The 22,945-nt window shown below is 32.4% G+C and carries 15 protein-coding genes; 10 read left to right on the top strand and 5 right to left on the bottom strand.

Features of this window, described 5'->3' with window-relative positions; genetic code table 11:
• Positions 1-250 precede the first annotated feature (250 nt).
• Entirely contained in the window at positions 251-571 is a 321-nt protein-coding gene (locus ACHZDT_RS20295; RefSeq protein ID WP_394776522.1) for a YbaB/EbfC family nucleoid-associated protein, read from the bottom strand.
• Positions 572-639: 68 nt separating this feature from the next.
• Between ACHZDT_RS20295 and ACHZDT_RS20290 the strand changes: the two genes are divergently transcribed.
• From ACHZDT_RS20290 to ACHZDT_RS20280, 3 genes are all read left to right on the top strand, one after another.
• Positions 640-2,778, top strand: coding sequence for a S9 family peptidase (locus ACHZDT_RS20290; protein WP_394776521.1), 2,139 nt, complete (start codon positions 640-642; stop codon positions 2,776-2,778).
• 70 nt (positions 2,779-2,848) lie between these two features.
• Positions 2,849-3,889, top strand: a complete 1,041-nt coding sequence (locus tag ACHZDT_RS20285) for a PLP-dependent cysteine synthase family protein (protein ID WP_394776520.1) — start codon at positions 2,849-2,851, stop codon at positions 3,887-3,889.
• A 675-nt stretch (positions 3,890-4,564) separates the two neighbouring features.
• Positions 4,565-5,428 (top strand): LamG domain-containing protein, encoded by an 864-nt coding sequence (locus ACHZDT_RS20280; RefSeq protein WP_394776519.1) that lies wholly within the window; start codon positions 4,565-4,567, stop codon positions 5,426-5,428.
• Between the two features lie 208 nt (positions 5,429-5,636).
• On the opposite strand, the gene ACHZDT_RS20275 is transcribed toward ACHZDT_RS20280, so the two are convergent.
• Positions 5,637-6,155, bottom strand: coding sequence for a hypothetical protein (locus tag ACHZDT_RS20275; RefSeq protein ID WP_394776518.1), 519 nt, complete (start codon positions 6,153-6,155; stop codon positions 5,637-5,639).
• Positions 6,156-6,600: 445 nt separating this feature from the next.
• Between ACHZDT_RS20275 and ACHZDT_RS20270 the strand changes: the two genes are divergently transcribed.
• The gene (locus ACHZDT_RS20270; protein ID WP_394776517.1) at positions 6,601-7,524 is read left to right on the top strand and encodes a LamG domain-containing protein; all 924 of its coding nucleotides are present in this window, start codon (positions 6,601-6,603) and stop codon (positions 7,522-7,524) included.
• A gap of 238 nt (positions 7,525-7,762) precedes the next feature.
• Here ACHZDT_RS20270 and ACHZDT_RS20265 read toward each other — a convergent pair whose 3' ends face one another.
• The 3 genes from ACHZDT_RS20265 to ACHZDT_RS20255 form a co-directional block, all read right to left on the bottom strand.
• On the bottom strand, positions 7,763-8,191 hold the full coding sequence (locus ACHZDT_RS20265) for a hypothetical protein (RefSeq protein WP_394776516.1): 429 nt from the start codon (positions 8,189-8,191) through the stop codon (positions 7,763-7,765).
• A gap of 49 nt (positions 8,192-8,240) precedes the next feature.
• On the bottom strand, positions 8,241-8,684 hold the full coding sequence (locus ACHZDT_RS20260) for a hypothetical protein (protein WP_394776515.1): 444 nt from the start codon (positions 8,682-8,684) through the stop codon (positions 8,241-8,243).
• A gap of 68 nt (positions 8,685-8,752) precedes the next feature.
• A complete protein-coding gene (locus ACHZDT_RS20255) occupies positions 8,753-8,935 on the bottom strand; it encodes a hypothetical protein (protein WP_394776514.1) in 183 nt (60 codons plus the stop codon).
• A gap of 552 nt (positions 8,936-9,487) precedes the next feature.
• Between ACHZDT_RS20255 and ACHZDT_RS20250 the strand changes: the two genes are divergently transcribed.
• The 6 genes from ACHZDT_RS20250 to ACHZDT_RS20225 form a co-directional block, all read left to right on the top strand.
• Complete coding sequence (locus ACHZDT_RS20250; RefSeq protein WP_394776513.1) at positions 9,488-11,554, top strand: fibronectin type III domain-containing protein; 2,067 nt, start codon at positions 9,488-9,490, stop codon at positions 11,552-11,554.
• Between the two features lie 4 nt (positions 11,555-11,558).
• Positions 11,559-16,700: a T9SS type A sorting domain-containing protein gene (locus ACHZDT_RS20245; RefSeq protein WP_394776512.1), complete on the top strand. Its 5,142-nt coding sequence runs from the start codon at positions 11,559-11,561 to the stop codon at positions 16,698-16,700.
• 162 nt (positions 16,701-16,862) lie between these two features.
• Entirely contained in the window at positions 16,863-20,903 is a 4,041-nt protein-coding gene (locus ACHZDT_RS20240; protein ID WP_394776511.1) for a fibronectin type III domain-containing protein, read from the top strand.
• Positions 20,904-21,505: 602 nt separating this feature from the next.
• Positions 21,506-21,940, top strand: coding sequence for a hypothetical protein (locus ACHZDT_RS20235; protein WP_394776510.1), 435 nt, complete (start codon positions 21,506-21,508; stop codon positions 21,938-21,940).
• A gap of 37 nt (positions 21,941-21,977) precedes the next feature.
• Positions 21,978-22,547, top strand: a complete 570-nt coding sequence (locus ACHZDT_RS20230) for a hypothetical protein (protein WP_394776509.1) — start codon at positions 21,978-21,980, stop codon at positions 22,545-22,547.
• A gap of 6 nt (positions 22,548-22,553) precedes the next feature.
• Positions 22,554-22,945 (top strand): guanylate kinase (locus tag ACHZDT_RS20225; RefSeq protein WP_394776508.1); only part of this gene is annotated, 392 nt, incomplete at its 3' end.

Genomic DNA, 22,945 nt, shown 5'->3' with positions numbered 1-22,945 from the left:
TTTAGGAAAAAGGTTCTGAGTTGCTAAGATCCTAAGTTTCTAAGTTTTAAATTGGAGACTTAGAAGCTTAGTAATTTATTAAAAAAGTTCATCTATTCCCGGAATCATCGGTGTTTAAATTATAAAGCAGTAATAAAGGTTTAAAAAAAAGTTTCTTAGACGATTAAGGTCCTAAGTTTCTAAGTTTTTCCTAATAGGAGACTTAAAAACTTAGGATCTTAGCAACTTAGAACCTTAGTACCTTAGTACCTTATTTAAACAAGTCATCCATTCCTGGAATCATTGGCATATCCATTTTTGCAACAGCGTCAAGTTCTTGTTCATTAACACTTGTGGCTTTTTCGATTGCTTTGTTTAATGTTACGATTAAGTAATCTTCAAGTTGTTCTTTATCTTCAAGCAAAGAGTCATCAATTGAGATTGATTGTACCTTTCTATTTGCAGTCAATGTCACTTTTAATAATCCATCAGCGCTTTGTTCGTCAATCAAAACAGTATCTAAACGCTTTTTAGTATCTTCAATTTTTTGTTGGGTTTCTTTAAGTTTACCCATCATTCCCATTAAATCCATTTTTGTTGATTTTTAAATTATTTCATACAAAATTAGTATATTGCTGTATTATAACAATAGAATATTTTATGAAAAAATTAATTCCGTTCTGTTGTCTTTATAGTATTTTTGCTCCTTCGTATTTAAAAACTAATGCTCAATCAATGCAAAACGATATAATGGCTCCAAAAGCCAAAGAAATTCCAAAATCATTAAAAAAACATAAAGAAACAAGAGTTGATAATTATTTCTGGCTAAATGACCGCGAAAACCCTGAAGTTATCAATTATCTGAATCAGGAAAATGCTTATTATACTAATATGACTTCGCATACAAAAGGTCTTCAGGAAAGTTTGTATGAAGAAATGAAAGCGAGAATTAAGGAAGATGATTCATCTGTTCCTTATTTTTATAATGGTTATTATTATATCACTCGTTTTGAAACCGGTCAGGATTATCCCATCTTTTCAAGAAAAAAAGGAAACCTTTCGGCAAATGAAGAAATTTTGTTCAATTGTAATGAATTAGCAAAAGGTCACGTTTATTTTAAACTGGGAGGATTAAGTATTAGCCCTGATAACAAATTTGCCAGTTTTGGAGTTGATATCGTGGGAAGAAGAATTTATACTATTCAGATAAAAAACCTGGAAACAGGCGAAATTCTATCAGATAAAATCGAAAATGCAACCGGAGGATCTGTTTGGGCAAATGATAATAATACCATTTTCTACACGAAACAAGATGAGGTTACTTTAAGAGCTGATAAAGTTTTTAAACACAAATTAAATACAGAAACTACGGCTGATGTTTTAGTTTTTAATGAAACGGACGACACTTTTAATGTTTCGATAAGCAAAGAAAAATCAAGAAAATATATCGTGATTGGTTCAGGAAGTACTTTAACTACTGAATACAGAATTTTAAATTCTGATAATCCAGACGGAGAATTTGTTGTGTTTCAGCCACGTGTTCGTGGTTTAGAATATAGTATTTCGCATTTTGAAGACTCATTTTATATTCTGACCAATAAAGACAAGGCAACTAATTTTAAGTTGATGAAAACGCCTGAAAATAAAACAGGAAAGAAAAATTGGGTAGATCTTATTCCGCATCGCGAAGATGTTTTGCTGGAAGATATCGAAATCTTTAAAAACTATCTAGTTGTTGAGGAACGCTCAAACGGATTAAATCATATTCGTATTATGCCGTGGAATAAAGAAGAAGAGGATTATTATCTTCCGTTTGGCAGCGAAACTTACAGTGCTTATACTACAACTAATATTGATTTTGATACTGATATTTTGCGTTACAGCTATCAATCGCTTGCAACGCCATCGTCTGTAATTGATTTTAATATGAAGACTAAAGCCAAGGAAATCCTAAAGGAACAGCAGGTTTTAGGCGGAAAGTTTGATAAGGAAAATTATATTGAAGAGCGTGTTTGGGCAACTGCCCGAGATGGTGCAAAAGTGCCTATTTCGATTATTTATCGTAAGGGAATGAATAAAAACGGTAAAAATCCGTTATTGCTTTATTCTTATGGTTCATACGGAATCACGATGGATACGTATTTTTCGTCAACGAGACTTTCGCTATTAGATCGCGGTTTTATTTATGCAATCGCACATATTAGAGGAGGTGAGGACTTGGGAAGACAATGGTATGAAGATGGAAAACTGTTAAAAAAGAAAAATACCTTTACAGATTTCATCGATTGCTCTAAATTTGTAATAAGTGAAAAATATACTTCTCCTGAACATTTATATGCTGAAGGAGGATCTGCGGGAGGACTTTTAATGGGCGTTATTATTAATGAAGCCCCGGAGTTGTACAACGGAGTGATTGCTCAGGTGCCTTTTGTAGATGTTATTACAACAATGCTGGACGACAGTATTCCGCTGACGACCGGAGAATATGACGAATGGGGAAACCCAAATAATAAAAAATATTACGATTATATGTTATCTTACTCGCCGTATGATAATGTAAAAGCGCAAAACTATCCTAACATGTATGTTTCTACCGGATTGCACGATTCGCAGGTACAGTATTGGGAACCAGCTAAATGGGTGGCCAAATTGAGAAATCTAAAAACAAATAATAATCTTTTATTTTTAGATACCAATATGGACGCGGGACATGGCGGAGCTTCTGGACGTTTTGAGGCTTTAAAAGACTTAGCAAAGGAATTTAGTTTTTTATTAGATTTAGAAAAAATTAAAAGCTAATTAGAAATTTTTTGTTAAATTTGCAACCTATCAAGGTTATTTAAAAATACCTTCGATTAACTATTTTTTTATGAAAGAAGAAATAAACGCTTATAATAATGTTTTAGAGTTAATAGGTAATACCCCACTTATTAAGCTAAATAAAATTACTGAAGAGTTAGAAGGTAATTTCTACGCAAAAGTAGAAGCTTTTAATCCAGGACATTCCTCAAAAGATAGAATAGCGTTATATATTATTGAAGAAGCTGAGAAAAAAGGAATTCTAACGCCAGGTGATACTATCATTGAAACGACATCTGGAAATACGGGTTTTAGTCTGGCAATGGTAAGCATTATAAAAGGTTACAGCTGCATACTTGCAGTTAGCTCAAAATCATCGAAAGATAAGATTGACATGTTGAGAAGTTTAGGAGCAAAGGTTTATGTTTGCCCCGCTCACGTATCAGCAGATGATGAGAGATCCTATTACAATGTTGCCAAACGTTTGCACGAAGAAACTAAAGGCTCAGTTTACATCAATCAGTATTTTAATCAATTAAATATTGATGCGCACTATAACACTACAGGTCCTGAAATTTGGGAACAAACTAAAGGACAAATCACACATCTTGTGGCTTGTAGTGGAACTGGAGGAACGATTTCCGGAACTGCAAAATTCTTAAAAGAGCAAAATCCAAATATTAGAATTTTAGGTGTTGATGCTTTTGGGTCGGTTTTAAAGAAATACCACGAAACAAGAGAATTCGATAACAAAGAAATTTATCCGTATCGTATTGAAGGTTTAGGTAAAAACCTGATTCCATCTGCTACAGATTTTGATATTATCGATAAATTCATCAAAGTAACCGATGAGGAAAGTGCACACGCAGCAAGAGAAATCACCAGAAAAGAAGGTTTATTTGTTGGATATACTTCCGGAGCTGTCATGCAGGCCATCAAACAATACGCTGAAGAAGGCGAATTTACTAAGGAAAGTAATATTATTGCTATTTTCCCGGATCACGGTTCTCGTTATATGAGTAAAGTATTTAGCGATGACTGGATGAACGAACAAGGTTTCTTTGACAGTGTCAATGAAGAAGAAGTTCAAAAAATTGAATTTGTAAAGTAATAGAATTACTTTTTTAGATATAAAGCTCCATTCGTTTTGCGAATGGAGCTTTTTTTTATGCCATTATTTTTAAATTAATCTGTATTAAGTATTTAGATGAAAACTATTTCAAATGTTAATATTGAAATATATTAGATTAATCCCAAAACCTGTGGAGAGAGAAAAAAATACGCAGAACACGCAAAGACTTCTTACCAAGGAAGATGGATATAAACACACTCTACTATAAAAAACTTTGAGCGCTCCTTTGCGGTAAAATCACCAGTATATATAACTCAAAGAACGCAAAAAAATTACCACAGTTAGTTAAGCTAAAAAATCAGTACAAAAGCTTTACGAACTTTGCCTTTTGTGAAAGTTAAGAGTAAAAAAACATATTGTTCTCCTATGCGGTTAAAATTAATATAGGTCAAATTTTTTTCGTGTAAATCCATATATTTTAGGAATACCGTATTTATACGTAGGAAGTTTTAGTTTCTGTTGAGGTTTGTTTATTGTTTTAATAAATTAGCTAAAACTATAAATAAATGCGATTTATAGATTACAAATGATCAGTTTTGATTATTTAAACGATTATTTAGGTTCGTCATCGAGTTAATTTTTACTGAAAAACATAATAATCTAGTTTAGCAATGTTAAAATAACGGAATGTTTTTTAATCCTAAATTTACTATTATGAAAAAATTGCTACTCACGTTGATGTTTGTAAGTTATTTGAATATGAGTTCTCAGAATCCAATTCAGGAATTTAATTTTGATGGAACTTTAAATAATAACACTCATACAACTTCGTTTATGGGAACCGGTAATTTTGTAACTGACAGAGCGGGAGTAATTAAAGGAGCACAACGTTTGACTAATAAAGCAATGGAAGCCGTTGTTGAAAATCTTCCGCAGGGAAATACTGCACGCTCAGTAAGTATTTGGGTTAAACTGAATGATATAAAATCGGCTAATTATATTTGGGGTTACGGAACTGCTTATAGTTCTCAATACTGTGGTTTATTGCAACAAGGTACAGCATCATCTAACTCAGATTTGAGTTTGGCAGGTTGGGGAGCATCTAATGATGTTATTGTTACGACACCGCTTGCAAAAGATGTCTGGTATAACTATACCATAACATACGACGGAAAAATATCTAAAATATATCGTGATGGTCAGTTATTAAAATCTGTAGATGGAATTACACGTACTACGAAAGGTAATATTTTTAGATTAGGTGAAATAAATACAACAATTGGCATTAATGCAGATATCGACGATTTAAGAATCTATAATGTCGCTTTGACAGACGAACAGGTTGGGTTGTATTATAATGGTTCAAAGCCACTTGTAACCGCTATTGCCAGTACTGAAAAAGTTGCAACTGCAAAAAATGTAAAAAAAGGAACAGTTAAAACAAAAACGGCAAGTAAAAGTGCTCCGTCAAACACAATTATTGCAACCGAGGATGTTAGTGGAGGTGGTAAAAAATGTCGAAGTATTTTCGCAAGGCCAAAAGATTTATGGCAACAGTACAAATGCAGTCAATATTAATGAATTACCTGAAGGAATGTATTTGTTGAAAATAACAAACTCGCCTTCAAAAAAAATAACTTCGAATTAAAAACAAGATTCCGGTTAATAGAAAATAGTGAGTTAATTTTTATTTTATATTGTTTAGTATGCAATTTTTTTGGATAGTCAAAAAGCCTTGAAAGTTTAACTTTATTAGGCTTTTTTGATTTTTGGGATTGTGAATTTGTTAGTTATTTTTAATTTTTGCAATTATCTCATCTGTAAGTAATGGACTTTCCCAGATGCCATGAACGTATGTAATATCTTCACCTAAACTATCTTCACCGGCACTTCTGGGTTGAGATTCAGATTGCCATCTGGTAAATTCAATCATTAGGTATTCTTTTCCGTCTTGTTCTGTTAAAATAATATCTCCAGGAGTATTGTAAAGTTTATTAATTTTTAAAACACTTGTGAAATATCCTTTATGTGACTTATGCTCTTCGATTTCAAATTGATATGTTTTAGATAAAAATAGTAATTCGTTTATAGTAAAATTTTCATTTGAATCTGTGTACGGATTTGCTATTAATCTCTTTCTGAATACTTTGCTTTCTGAAAGGTTAATACTTCCATTAGTATTTAAAATTTTTATACTTGGCCGGAGTAATTCAGTTTTTACTGAAACTACGCTTTCATTACTGTTTTGAGTACCGTTTCCAAAAACTTCGGTTTGAATGCAATAAAATTTCTCGATTAGTTTCATTTAACTTCTATTAGTTTATCTGGATTTAGAATTTTTGATCCAATAAGTAAAAACAAATCTAGTATTATAATGTGATTTCGATTTTATAAACATGTGAAATTTTTGTTTTATAAGATGTATAAAATTATTTGTTGTAATGCTACAGATTTTTTTTGTAAAAATGTATTTACAAATAAGGGCTATTTATATTGCAATGTATTTACTTTTTTAAATTTGATATGAATAGTGTACTTATACGAAAGAATTGTTTTGTAAATTTGAATTAAATTTATAGTTTTAACAAAAAATGCTAAAGTATAAATAAATTTAATTGAGAGTTTAAAATTATCAATTTTGGTTATTTAACGATTATTTAGGTTCGTTGCCGAATAAATTTTTGCTGAAATATATTATAATATAGTTTAGTGTTTGTAAAAACATTTAAAATCCAATAAAATCCACAAATATGAAAAAATTACTACTTACTTTAATGTTTGTAAGTTTTTTTAATTCTAATGCCCAAAATCCAGTTCAGGAATTTAGTTTCAACGGATCATTAAATAACGCCTATAATACAATATCACTTTTAGGCAGTCCTAATTTTGTAAAAGACAGAATGGGAACTCCTAAAGCCGCTTTGCGCATTACTAACAAAGTTTTGCAGGGTGTAGTAGGGGATCTTCCGCAGGATAATAAGCCAAGATCAATATCTCTTTGGGTAAGATTTAATACTATTACTGCGCCAAGTTATATTTTGGGATACGGAAGTGCTGTAAATACTCAATATTTTGGTTTATTGCAACAAATGACCGCTTCAGGAAATTCAGATTTAAGTCTGGTGGGTTGGGGAGATACAAATAACATCATAGTTCCAGTTCCGCTCCAAAAAGAAGTTTGGTACCAATATAATATTACTTATGATGGTACAACTTCAAAAATATATCGTAATGGCGAATTATTGAAATCTGTTGATGGAATTTCCAGATTAACAAAAGGTTATATCCTTAGATTAGGACAATTAAATGCAACTGTAAGTATTAATGCAGATGTTGATGACCTTAAAATATATAATGTTGCTATGACGCAGGAACAAGTTGCAGAGTCTTTTAATAGCTCAAAACCTGCTTTTACCGCCATTGTAGCCGAAAGTCCGGTTGCTGCTCCAGTAAAAAAAGTTGCTGCTGTAATAACTGCAAAACCTGCAGTTGTTACAAAACCTTCACCAGCTGCTGCGGCAGCAAATACAACTGAAAGTGATAGTGGCACTAAAAATGTTGAGGTTTTCTCGCAAGGAAAAAAAGTATTTGGAAGTACTAGCGCCACAAATATTAATGATTTGCCCGAAGGAACATATTTATTGAAAATAACAAATATGCCTCAAAAAAAATAATTTTCAAATTAAAATAAGTTTTGGTTATAGAAAATAGTTAATTAAGTTTTTTATTTTGTTTAGTATGCAATTTATTTTTTTGAGCAGAAAAAAAGCCTTCTGAAGTTTAACTTTAGAAGGCTTTTTGATTTTGTGAATTTTCTGTTTTTTAGTTGATAACACTAAGAACTACAAATAAAATTATCAGAATGATTACTATGTATTTTGTATATTTTGATGCTCTATTTACTAAATTTAATCACTGAATATAATTTTTATAATCACTATAAGTAAAATTCCCAATCAATAATTGTGTATAAGATAGTTCTAATATTTCTACACAAAAAATCATTTCAATTTTATACTGTTCATTGCTTGATTTATTATAATACTCTTTATTGAAAAGTCTATCGTGAATTTCTATATTTTTTTTTCTATCGATTCCTAGTAATTCTTCTAATACACTATTTTTTATATAACCATTCTCTTTCGATATAAATTCAAATGAAATTCCAATGTGTGGAAAATTTGAAATCATGGATATTTCAATTTTCCAAAATTCATTTTCATATATTTTTTCAAATTCTAATACCTCATCATGAATTTCTTTGAAATTATATTCAAGAAGATATTTACCGAAAATTTCACGGCAGTCAATTTCAAAATTCTTATAATTTATTTCTAGCATAACTAATCATTAAATCTGTTTCCTGACAAATATAACCTTTGAGTTTCATTTAATTTATTTTAAAATAAGTACTTGTAAATTGGTTATTTGTTTTTTGAAGTAATTCCATTTCTACTTGATTTGTATCAAAATCTTGCCCTCTGTAAATCCATCTGAAAATATTGGGGTAAAGTGATTCATCGACAATATTTTTTTTATCTATAATTTTTTCTTCGTCTAAATCATATATAAAACAGACATTAGAAAATGACTGAATAACTTGAATTTGCCTTGAATTAATTAAATACGCCCATTCGATATTAATATCGTCTTCAAATTTTATTTTTTTATTTTCTAAAGTTAGCAGATCGGTTAAAATCAAACTTCTGCGATTAATCAACAAGTGTTTGTCTGGATAAAAAAAACTTCCTGATAAGCCATCTGTGGTTGTATTTCCATTTTCTCGGAAATATACTTTTAGTCTTTTTTTTGTATAATCTAAAGTATTGATCAAATAAGAATCAATAGACGGAATGTAAGCAAAATTTTTAGTAGAATGTTCTGTTTCGATTTTCTCATTTACTAAGCATTGAATTGGTTTTCTGAAAATAATTCCTCAGTTTTATCAACTCCGTCAATCAATACCGAATAATATACAATTTCCTGACCTCTGTTAGGTTCTTCCCATCCCATATATTTTAACTCAATTCGTTTATTTATAGTTTTAAATAGACTTAAATGTTCAATTTGCTTTATTTCTATCATATCTGGTTGCGAAAAGTTCTCTTGTAAACTTTGGTTTATGACAAACTTATTGATTTATTTTTGGTAATAATTTTGAGTAGCGTTATTGATTTTTTTAATAAATATCGTTAATATTTTTAGAAAATATCTTAAAATGTTGTTTTTTATGTCTTATTGAGGAAACTTGATATTTTAGATAACTGTTATTTAGCAGTACAATTTAAAGCAAACAAAATGAAAAAATTAATATGTTTATTTAATTCCTGTATTCTTCTCCTGTCGTTATCACCTCAACATACAAAACGATAATATTGAGGTTTTTTTCTGACTAAAAAAAACAAATTTAGAACGAGTAGGTACCTTTTTGTAAGTGTCAGATTTTTCCAGAAATGCATTTCAGTTTTGTAGTGTTTTTACGTTGGTAAAATCGCTTCTTATCGCCTTTGTATATTGGGAAATCATCACTTTTTACTTTAGTAATTTTTTGCTTACTTTTTTTGTAGATATTTATTTGTCAGTTCATTTAAAGTACTATTTTTGTGCTTTTTTTAACATGGAATTAATTACACATTAATGTCAAAAATCAAGCTTCTATTTATATTTTTATTATTCATTTCGTTAGGATATTCACAGGATAAAAAGGCCAGAGTAATGGTCAATGCCAGAGCTCAAAAAGATCAAATCTTGATCAGGTGGGCGCTTAATTCTCCAAGTGAGTGGCAAAAAGCAAATAAAAAAGGCTTTATAGTTACCAGAACTACCATTTTTAGAGACGGAAATGTTCTGCCTAAGCCTGAAAAAATTATACTTACCCCAAAACCATTACTTCCTGAACCTCTGGATGCCTGGATGGATCTGGTACAAAAAGATAATAATGCTGCCATTATTGCACAATCTATTTACGGTGAAAGTTTTGAAGTAACATCTGCTAAAGAAGGTGACTTGTCAAAAATAGTCAATATGGCTGATGAACTGGATCAGCGCTATACTTTTGCTTTGTATGCAGCTGATATGAGTTTTACCGGCGCAGTAAAAGCAGGTTGGGGATATATTGATACCAATGTCAAGAAAAATGAAGTATATGCCTATCAGGTGCGTGTTTTTGAAAGCCCAAAGGTGAAGGAATCTTCTTATATGATAGGTTTAAAGGATTATGGTGCGCTCCCGGCTCCAACGGATTTTATTGCGATTCCAGACGATAAAAAAGTATTGCTTTCGTGGGATTATGAAACCTTTAAAAGAATTTATACGTCATATATGGTCGAGAAATCTTCTGACGGAATTAATTATACTCCAATAGCTACAACTCCATTAGTAAACTTGAATGATAAAGACGAACATCCGTCTAAAACCATGTATTATATTGATACGCTGAGTGTAAATGATAAAGTATATCAATATAGATTATACGGCATAACGTCATTTGGAGAAAAAGGAGAAATCACAAAACCTATTACGGCAAAAGGAATATCGGCAATAGTTACCGCCGCAAGATTGGTAGATTATAATATCATTAACTCAAACGAAGTTAATCTTGAATGGGATTATCCTAAGGAATCTGAAGGTTTTATTCAGGGATATGAAATTTATTTAGCCAATAATGATAAAGGTCCTTATAAAGTAGTTTCTAAAATTATTCCGCCATCTGAAAGAAAACTTAATTTTAAGGAGAATTTATTTCCGTCCAACTATTTTACGATCTCTGTTGTAGGTAAAAATAATCAAAGGTTAACGTCTCAAAGTATGTTGGTTCAACCCGTAGATTCTATACCTCCGGCAAAACCAACAGGGCTTGAAGGTGTAATTGATAGTCTAGGAGTGGTGCGTTTGAAATGGAAACCAAACCTTGAAAAAGATTTGAGAGGATATAGAATTCTAAAAGCAAATAATGCCGATGAAGAATTTGTAGATATATACCATCAATCCTATGTTGGGAATGATTATAAAGACAGCGTAAGTTTAAAAATGACAAACAGTAAGGTTTATTACAGAATTGCTGCCGAAGATATGCGTTTTAATATTTCAGATCTGTCTGATGTTTTGGTTTTAGACAAACCGGATAAAATTCCGCCTGCAGCGCCTATTTTTAAAGATTACGATAATAAAGATGGCAAAGTACACCTTAAATGGATACGCAGTTACAGTGAAGATGTAGTAGGATATAGCTTAAGAAGGAGAGAGAAAGGACAGGAAAAGTGGCTGGAAATTAAACAAATAAATGATACTATTCAGGAATTTACAGATGATAAGGTCGAAAACAGAAAAACATATCAATATGCTATTTTGGCTAAGGATAAAAGTAATCTTTGGTCGTCACTGGATCATTCTACCATAACTGTAAACGTATTGAATTTTACGCCCGTTAAAATAATTACATATTTACAGGGAGTTGCTGACAGAGAAAATAAAAAGATAGTACTCACTTGGGATTATGCCAAAAATAAAGGTAAAGTACTGGGAGTGAGTATTTATAAAAACACTAAAGGATCACCTCCAACATTATGGAAGGAATTAAACAGCAATGTTTTGACATTAGAAGATAAAAATTTACAAATTAATCAGGAACTCGAATATCATTTTGTTCCCAATTTAGAAAGCGATAGTCCTGCAAAAGCAGAAACCTTAACAGTTATATATTAAGCCTATGAAGAATTTTTACTTATTGATAATTTTATTGGTTTCAGGATTTGGTTTTGCACAAAGTATTGGAGATTATAATGTAACAACAACATTAAAGATACGTCCATCTTCGGGAAGTTATGGAGGAAGCTGTAGGAACGATGTAAGAATTAACATGCTGTTTACTACTGGTACACCGGAACTACTAATTAATGAAGGATTAAGTAGTACATCAAGAGATCAATACACAGTCTTTCAAAGTACAAGGATAATTTCCTCAACTAGAAAATTCAGTAAAATTCAAGTTACTGCATCAAGAAACTGGAAAAGAAAAATTGGTGGTTGCGGAGGAAGTGGTTCTTTTAATGATGCTTTAGTAGAAAGTACTCAATTCAATTCCTGTACCAATACTTATTCAGATATTGTAAGATGGTGGGATGATCAATTGACTATTGTCAAAACACCAAATCTTATTGTTGTGAATCCGGGAATTTTTAATGACTTGCCAACAGAAACTAAAATTACAGTAAAATCAAATACAGGATTTTTGCCTACGGAGTATAGATGGCAATATTCTTTTAATCCGCCGGATAATAGAGATCCAAATTCCCCACTTTGGATAAATTTACCCCAATATAATGGTGTTTCCAGTTTTACGGCGAATGCTGTTGATATTTTAGGCAATAATGTAATGAACTATGTAGGTAAGCCAATTTATTTTAGGCAGAAAGCATGTGATATTGTTTCAGATCCTGTGAGATATAATGTACGTTTATCTGCTCCAAAAGTTCTTTCAGCAATAGCTGTACAGCCAACCTGTAGTGATTCTAAAGATGGAGCTGTAAAACTTGTGTTTAATAGAATTTTATTTCCAGATGAACAATTAACGTATACTTTACTGGATCTTAGCACAGGTACCCCTAGTAATTATAATGGGAATTTATTAATTGACAGCAATAAAAATTTTAATATTTCAGGTATACAAGCAGGCAAATATACACTTCAATTAGTTGGGTTTATAAATGGATTAAATACTTCAACGTCTCCTGATAGCAAGGATTTATTTGCAATTGCAACTTTTGAAATAGCATCTCCTCCTATATTAGACTTTACATTAGATGCAACAAATGTTCAATGTTATAATGGAGGTGACGGGACAATAACTATTTCACCAACCGGAGGAACGCGTGCCACATCTGGCAATGATTATTATTCGTTAGACAATGGATTAACCTGGATTCCTTTTGCAAATAATAAAGCGCATATTATTACCGGTTTGACACTTGGTACATATAAGATTAAAGTAAAAGATATGATGGGCTGTATTGCCAAAATACAAACATTGGTTGAGGGAAACATTAAACTTGGTGACGATAAAATACTCGAAAAAACAATATCCCAACCATTATCACCTTTAGCTTTAAATTACACATTAAAAACTGAACCAACTTTTTATGGAGCAGCCAACGGAAAAATAGTAGCTGCAATAAGCGGCGGAACTATTAATGATGATAAAACATATGCTTATGAGTGGAAAAACAGCAGTGGAGTTGTTTTTCCCGCAACCGGACAATATAACACTGCAGATAAAACATATAATATTACGTTAGAAAACGTTCCTCAAGGAGAATATAAACTAACTGTAAAAGACAAGAATTATAATAGTGCTGTAAATAAGGCAAATTGTTCTATTATTGAATCTTCTCAGGTTTTAATTGAACCTGCGAAAATTGAAATAACATTAGAGCAAACTCAGAAAATTTCCTGTAACACAGAAAACCACGATCCGCTTATAGGAGACCCTGCTAAACTATCTGATGCGATTTTAACAGCCACAGTAATTGGAGGAATTAAGTTTACAGGATCTGCAAATAATGGCTTACCCTATAAATTTACTTGGTCAAAATACAATACTGATACAAGTTCATGGGAAAAATTGACAGATTATAAAACAGATACTGCCGCTAACCTTGGAAAAGGAAACTATTCGCTAAATGTTGAAGATGCTAACGGAATTGTTCAGGGAACTTATAATACAATAGATTTAGTAACAGCAACGCCAACAACAAAAGAAATAGCCGAGCCAACAAAATTAGAATTATCCTTTACCTCAGGAAATGTTTCCTGTCACGACGGTAATAACGGTTGGGCTACTGCAAATGTTACAGGAGGTGCAGGCGATTACACCTACATCTGGTATAATACAGGTGGCGGAATTGTTGATGCAAATAAAATTTCGCAATTAGTTGCAGGAACTTATACTGTTGAGGTTAAGGATAAAAATAAGTGTTCTATAACACGCAGCATCGAAATAACCGAACCGCAATCTCCTGTAGTAATCTCCTATAAAAAAATTTTTACCCCTACTTTTTCAGGGGCCACTAACGGACGCATTATAGCCGAGATAAAAGGAGGAACACCTTTTGACGGGATCGAAAATAATGGTAAATTGTATAATTATGAGTGGAAAAATAAAGCTGGAGGAATACAAACTACAACTGCAGCATTAGAAAACGGAATTTATACGATTACCATGAATGGTGTTCCGGCAGATGATTATTTTTTAACCATTAAAGATAAAAATTACAACGAGGCAACGAGTCAGATAGCTAATTGTTCTGTATTAGAGTCACCTGTAACACTAAATGAACCGGATCCTTTAAAAGTTGTTTTTGAGATTGTTCGTACAATTTCCTGTAATACGAGTAACGAATTTGGGAACGCTAAAGATACAACACCCAATGACGGTCAGCGTGATGAATCGCAAGATGGTATTTTAGTTGCTCATGTAACTGGCGGAACTCCGCTTGCTGCAACTATAAATAACGGTTTGCCTTATTATTTTTATTGGAAAAAACAACAGCAGGATGGTACATGGTTACCGCTAACTAACATTACAGGTGAAACAGCTATAAACCTTTCACACGGAAATTATGCTTTAAACGTAGAAGACAGAAACGGCATCAGGTTAGGAACTTATGTAAATAATTTACTTACACAAGAAATTGACGTTGAGCAATTTATGCAGGAACCTCCCAAATTATCTGTTACAATTACTCAGGGAAATGTTTTTTGTAATGGAGGCAATGACGGTTGGGCAACAGCAAATGTAACAGGCGGAACAGCTCCGTACACATACAAATGGTCAAATGGAGTAGAAACTAAGGAAAATACCGTTTTAAAAGCCGGGACATATACAGTATTTGTTACAGATTTTAAAGAATGTGCTACACAAGCAAGTGTTATAATTAAAGAACCTGCAACACCACTTGCTATTAAATATACTGAGGTGCTCAACCCAAGTTTTTACAAAGCCACCAACGGAAAAATTGTAGTAGAAGTTACAGGTGGTACTATTCAACCGGACAATTCGTATTGGTTTGAATGGAAAAATAGTAAAGGCATAAAACAAACTACAACGACAACTGCTTTTAGCAATGGTGTTTATACCATTACATTAAACGGAGTGGGTGAGGAATTGTATAGCTTAACGGTTCGTGATGCTAATTATAATGCTGCAACCAATAAAGCAAGTTGTACCGTTGCAAATTCGGTTACCGCTTTAGATGATCCGGATCCGCTTGAAGTTACTTTTGAAGTTGTTCGTACTATTTCATGTAATGTGAGCAATCAATTTGGAAATGAAACAGATGTTAATCCGCAGGACAGTCAAAGAGACGAATCTCAGGATGGTATTTTAGTTGCACACGTCAAAGGAGGAATTCAATTAGATGCCAGCAAAAATAATGGATTACCATATTATTATACATGGAAAAAACAAAATGGTAATTCATGGGTGATCTGGAACGATCATGATGAAACAGCAGAAAATATATCTAACGGAAATTATGCACTGAATATTGAAGATGCTAACGGAATTAAACTCGGCACATACGTTAACAATCTTTTAGTGGAAGAAAAAGATGTTACGCAAAATATGCCTGAGCCTGCAAAATTACAATTGACTTTTACCAAATTTGATGTAGGTTGTACAACAGGAGATGACGGTTGGGCAGAAGCGCATGTTTCCGGAGGAACCGCACCTTATACATACGAGTGGACCAATGGCGAAACAACATCAAAAATTGAAAATATTACAACAAACAACTACTTTGTAATCGCAACAGATGCAAAAGGATGTATTATTCAGGGAAGTATTTTTGTTGGCGATCCTAACGGAATATTTACAACAGAAACGGTCAAAAATCCTACTTGTTATAAAGGAAATGATGCCGCAATTGAACTAAATGTTACAGGCGGAAACTTGCCATACAGCTATTTATGGAATACAGGAGCGACAACTAAAGACCTCAACAACCTTACAGCAGGAAATTATGAAGTAGCGATTACCTGTCCGGATTGTTGTGTGTATAAAAAGAAATTTATTTTAAAAGATCCGGAACCGGTTATTGTTAATATTGGCGCTGACAGAACATTGTGTATCGATCAAAATCTGGATTTAGATGCCACAATTGCAGATAAAAAAGCAACCTACAGCTGGACATCAACAAACGGATTTACATCGAATGAAGCAAAAATAAAGGTATCAAAATCCGGAACGTATCACGTAAAAGTAACTTCAGGTTTAGGGTGTATTGGTGAAGATGAAATTGTAATAAAAACAAGTCAGACTGCCATTAGTTCTGAGTTTTTATTAAGCTCACAAGCCTATTTAGACGAAGAAGTAATTTTAATCAATACCAGTAATCCTTTTGGCGAAAGCACGAATTGGGTACTTCCTAAAGGAGTAAAAGTGGTAGAACAAAAAGAAAAATACATCACCTTAAAGTTTGATGCTACGGGAGTTTATTCCATTGGTTTAGAACAAACGCAGGGAGAATGTTACGCAGTTTACAATAAAAATATTACAGTAGAGCAACGAAGCACATTGCCAAATGGTGCAACTGCATCACAGTTTATTGTCGATTTTATTGTAACGCCAAACCCGAGTAATGGTAATTTTAAAGCACTTGTAACTTTAGAGAATACTAGTGCCATAAACTTAAGATTATTTTCTACAACGGGTCAAAACACTATGATTCAGAAAAAAGAATCCGGTAAAAAGAAGTACGAAATAGATTTTGAAACTTCATTAGAATCCGGAATGTATGTTTTAGTATTAGAAACGGGGCAACAAACATTGGTTAAAAAAATTATTATCTACTAAAAAATGAAGAACCTTTTTAAAAATATAATACTATTCATATTGTTCCCCCTTTGGGGGCTAGGGGGCTTTGGCTGGGGGGCTTACGCCCAGCTATATCCCGTGCAGTTAACGCCGGTTTTTAATAGTCCGTACAGCATCAAATTAACTGATTACGTGACTAGCATGGATACCAAAATGCAGTTGCTGATCAATCCTACAGATATTGCTATAGCACAAAGGCAGATACGTTTAAAATTGTACATACAAGGTAACGGACTTAACATACAAAGCAGCGATTACATACAAGGACAGCGACCAATTTTTATCAATGGTGGAGAATTGCAAACGCTGACGAATACTGATATTGCGGCACTTTTCAGGCTTGAAAACCTGCAGGGAATTTCTGCTGCACAATATGCGAATGGCTTACCGGAAGGAATGTACAATTTTTGTTTTGAGATGTATGATTTTGTAACGAATCAAAAAATCTCCCAAAAAAGCTGTGCGAGTTTGTATTTGATATTAAACGATCCGCCGTTATTAAATACACCGCAAAAAAACGAACAAATTGCCTCGACAGAATTTCCGAATATTTTATTTACCTGGACACCACGCCAGATAAATGCCACTAATGTATCGTATAAATTTGAGCTAAAACAGCTTATTGATCCTACATTAGATCCGCAATTTGCGTTTCAAATGTCTCCCATTTTGTATGAGGAAACACTTTTTTCGACCGCTTTATTGTATAATTTAAGCATGCCCATTCTTACTCCCGGTTTGCGTTATGCGTGGCGGGTAAAAGCGATTTCGACAACGGGACTCTCAGAAAATGCGGTCTTTAAAAATGACGGGTACAGCGAGATATATTCGTTTAAATATACAGCGTCATGTGCTGCTCCAACCTTTTTGTTAAGCGAAGCCCAGAATTCTAAAAGTGTAAAAATTACATGGGAAGGAACACCGGAACATACACGCTATCAGTTACAATACAAAAAACAAGATGTCCGCAATGCACAATGGTTCTCGACAAACAGTTTAAACACACAAAGTTTAATTACCAATTTAGAGCCAGGTGTAACTTATCAGTTTAGAGTAGGTTCAAGTTGTGATCCCTCAGCAGATGGAGTTCAGTCGTTTACCTATTCCGGAATCAGCACGTTTACAACACCTACACAAACCAATGGTGTTCCTGCATATAATTGTGGTATTATACCTCAAATTAATATTCAGAATAAAAAAGTACTGGATAACTTGATAATAAGCGAAACCTTTAAAGCAGGAGATTTCCCCGTAACTGTTTTACAATTAGAGGAACAGCACAGCCCATATACAGGGATAGGTTATATTATAGTGCCTTACTTAGCCGATACTAAAATTGCAGTCGAATTTAAAAACATATTAATTAATACAGATTATCAATTAATAAGTGGTGTTGTTGAAACCAGCTACAATCCCGATTGGAAAAATATTACTGATGTAGAAGATTTTACCGGTGAAGGTGAGGGCGGACAAATAGAAAAAACTGTTCCGTTTGTAGTAAAAGATATTGTTATTAATGCCAATGGAGATATTCTTGTAAATGGTGTAGACGGGCAACAAGTAACCATTCCCGGAGGAAAAGATACTTTAATTACAGATAGTAAAGGAAATACCTATAACGTTGACAAAAACGGAAACGGAAGTAATGAACCTATAGCTGCTGCCGACGGAGGAAAACCAACTCCTGAAAATACAGATGGTGTAGATAAAACAGGTCAGGCGACAGCATTTACAGCTAAAGGAATCTCAATTGCATTTTCAGGCAATGGCAGTAAATATGCTTTTGATGTAATAGCGGCGAAACCAACTGCTGCTTTAGAAAAATTGTACAAAAAAGTAGGTGATGTTGTGCTGCCTTATAAGGCAGTTTTAAACGGATACACAGATACTGTAGTGGCGACTGTAACTGTTACGGATGCCAATATACAATTAGACAGTATTGTTTTTAAAACGCAAAATGGTGCAAAAATTGACTTTAAAAGAAACGAGAAAGTTTTCGTACTAAACGTTAAAGGAAGTTTTAGTTATGCCGAAGAACAAATATTAGCCACTATAAAACAAGGAGAAAAGTACAAGGTAATTGGTGCTTTTATGTTAGTACATATTTCCTCAAAAGAGGTGAATGTTGCCTTGGTACCTACAGATGATGTTTCTGAAAAGAAGCTAGATGCTATTATTACCAGTACACAGGCGATTTATAATAAAGTAGGGATTAAAATAAACTTTAAAAAAGAAGGAATACTAAATATAGATGGTGTTTCCGGAAGTACCATTCAGACCGAAAAGAATACAATAACATCGACTTACAGTACTGAGCAGCAAAATATAAATGCATTGTATACGAGTACAGACAATAGTTATGTATTGTTTATAACCAATAAACCTTCAAGCAAAGGGCAAGATGGATATATGCGTTTGAACGGGCAGTTTGGTTATGTGTTTCCATCTAAGAGTGAGGCTATCGGGCTTAAAACTCCGGCACACGAATTAGGTCACGGAATTTTTAAATTAGAACATCCTTTTGAAACATATAAAACTTCTGAATCAAGCACTGATTTATTGATGGATTATAGTGCAGGAACGGTTTTAAATCATCAGGACTGGAAACAAATTAACGATCCTGTATTTAAATTGTATGCGTTTCAAAGTCAGGCTAGTGGGGAATATAAGGTTAAAAATTTGACTTATATTTGTGTCAATGATTTTTATAAACATAAATCAACAACAACTTATTTTGATTTAGATGGTTCTAAAATATTGTTGAAGTCAAATTATGCCCCATACGCTTTTGTAGGAGAAGATAAATCTGGTCATAAAGGTCAATTAGCTATCATTAAAAATTTAGATACAGGAGAGCTATATTATCCTATTGATAGTAAAGATGGAACTGAAAAACACGGCTATAGAGGATATGATGCATATAATAAGTTCTCCACTGTCTTTCAAGGATTTACTCCTTCAAAAGAACAAGGAATACTTGTTTATGCAAATTCTAAATGTGAATATTTTGAAAATGAAAAATCTTTGGGGATAAATCAAAATTGTTATGAGTGTGTTGGACTTCCGAAAAACACAGGCTCTGCAAAAAACAATGTTTTCACAATAAATGAGTTAACATTTAAATTACCAGATGAATATTCAGTTATTGCTTCCGATAAAAATGAAATAACTAGCAGTATGTCCATTATTGTAGATAATGATAGACGTGATGGAAGAGAAGATAAAGAAGATCAAAGATCTGATAATGATCTGTTACCCTCAGATAAAAATGCTGAAGATATTTACAAAGAAGTAGCAACTTTGTGGAATAATTATGAAAATATAATTTATAAAGAGCATTTAGAAGCTGGTGTTGATATTGGAAATACGATTGCTTTTACATTAGAAAAAAGAAAGTTAGATGATAAAAAATTATTCATGCCAAAATTAATTAGTGATAAGACATTATCTAAAATTTCAGAAAAATTTCTTCAAGATTTTTTTGAAAATAAAATAAAGGGATTTAAAAGTACTTCAACAGGAATGGAAAGTCTTTATGATCAAGGGAGCGGGAATGCAAATTATGAGCAAGCAGGATCTAATCTTGTACAGCATTTTTATAAGAAAGTGGGGGGATCATATTATAAAACCAAGATAATTGCTGATGCTATCTATAAGACAGAAAAAGGTAAAAATAGTATTGATAATATGATAAAATTAGTGGATCAAGTATTTCAGTATAAAATGAATATGCCAATAGCAGAATGGAATAATAGCAAATTTTTACAAACTCCATTAGATAACAAATGGTTTAGTGATGGGATTGATCCAGAAACGTTTCCTAGTTTCGGAGCTATTAGCGCAGCTCCTTACATAAGTACAGATGAAGAAAAAATAGGTTTGTTTTGTATAGGAGGAACACAAGCGGCAAAAGTTGGAATTAAAGAATTTAAACCGTTAAATGAAGGAGGTAATGTAGGATATGAAGCGACAGTAATTATTCAGTATTTAGATACTTTTGGAGTATCTGAAAGTGATTATACAAAAGATCTACCTTATAACGCAGATGTTGTCAATAATTGGGAGTATAACTATCGAGGAGGCGTTTTAGCACAATGGATTTTACAACATCAATATGGATATAAACCATTCAATGACTATTTGACTTATTCTATAAAAATGAAGAAAACATGGAAAAAATAAAACAAAGGATTAATCATCCTGTTTTTGCTACAATTATTTCGTTATGTATAATGTTTTGTTGCTGGATATTAGTATTGATTGTCAATCATCGTACAATAAAGTTAGACCCAATAATTAGAGATGTAATTACCCCATTTTTTATTTTTATAATAATCTCAAACCTATTACTATCCTATTTTTTTTATTATTTGAATAAAAAGTTAAGATTAGGTCTTTATTTTCTGATTTTTTTCTTTTTTGTTTGGGCAATTCTTTTTTTTATGTCTAATTACTCTAGCCATAAAAGTCAAAATAAAATAATTGATAATATGGAGGGTGTATCTGATGCAATTACGTCAATAATTATATTTTTTATTATAATTAATTTGTTTTCAAATTTCTCGGTATTGCTAATATACTATCTAAAGGAAAAGTATTTTCAAGCTAAATGTAATTTATAAATTCTTACGGTTTTCTCTGATGGCTCGAGTATATCACTCATCAATACAAAAGGTGTAAGCTCATACTAAAAAATATGATACGTTCATTGAAATAAAAAATATACGGGTTACAATAAAGTAACAGCTCATTTTTTCTAAAAGTGTCCAGAAGCAATAGGACTTATGTATGCTGTTGGTAGGAAAGATGCACTTAGTACAGCTCTTTATACTTCTGCTATTGTATTACCGGTTATTGCATCTGGAGAGTTAAGAGCTGGACAAAAATTAGCAAATAAACTTGCTAAAGATTCTAAAATATTCTTTAGAGGTTTTGTATACACGTTGCAAACGGATGGTAAATTAGTTAAGTTGTCTACTAACTATAAGCGTGGTAGGTTATTAGAGTTTTTTAATTTGTCGGATAAATCAGTAACCACAGCTGAACTGGATGCTTTTGCTGCTGCTTTTAAGGAAGGAAAAATAGCTAATGCTGAGATAAAAAATATAATAAACCAATCTGATGCAGTCTTACGCGCGGAAATGTTTGGCAAATTCTTATCCAATGCAGAAGCTAAATATGGGTTAAAGCAAATCAGTACAGAAAATAGGTCTTATTGATTTATTACCTGACCTAATTAAAAAAGAAGGTTGGACCATGGATGATTTTCATTACATTATGCAGACGCCGTCGGATAAGCTAACAGTAACCGAACTTGAAAAAATAACACGAATAAGAAATGCGATTGTAAAACCGGATTCAAAAACTTTAATGCAAAAAGTAATTCCAAAATCAGGGATAGTGAATTATTTAAAAGAAATAAATCCATATAAAACAGTTGGTGGTTTTGTAACTAAAGCTGCAGATGCTAAACATTTGAAAAGTTATGAAGATTTATATTTTGGCTTGCGTTTAGATTATACTGACACTGGTGGTAAATTATATAACTATGTAGAAGATGGGAGTTGTGGAGTTATTAGATTTCAATCTAAAGAAGCAAAAGATGTAATTATACCAGCAAGTAGTACAACAACAGAAAAATTTCCTTTCACAAATCACGGATTTACTTCTGGAAATAATGGAAGAATTGGAGCTCCTGAGTGGAAATTAGATGGTTATAATAATTATTTTGAAGATGGGGCAGAGTTATGGGAAGTATATAATGATGGTAGCGAGGTTTTAAGAGCAGTATATAGTAAAAGTAAAGATAGATTTATAAAAAAATAATAAGAGATGATAAGGAACGATTTATATGCGAGGCATCTGGGAGTTGATTGTAGGTTTTGGGGAACTAGTAATTTCTATGTTTTGCAAACTGATTATAATGAGAAATTATTAAGTAAAGGGTTTAGAAAGTATGATGATATAGAATTAAAAGATAAAGTATATAAAGAAGTTGCTTTTAATGATATCGAAAGTGCTTTTGAGGTAAGTACGTTTTGTACTTACAAAGGATTTAAGTTTTTTCTCGAGATTTTATCTAGTAAAGAACTTTGTAGGATTAGACCTTTGTCACAGGCACAAATTCATTTTAAAGATTTTGCTAGACATGGATATGACCCTGTTTATGAAGTAGAAGAAAATGAATTAGAAGAAATTTGGGAAGAACGTAAAGCGATAGATGA

The organism is Flavobacterium sp. (assembly GCF_043722275.1).
In the GTDB taxonomy this organism is placed as follows: domain Bacteria; phylum Bacteroidota; class Bacteroidia; order Flavobacteriales; family Flavobacteriaceae; genus Flavobacterium.
Note: the sequence above shows the minus strand (reverse complement) of the source record. Positions and strands in the feature narration are given on the sequence as shown.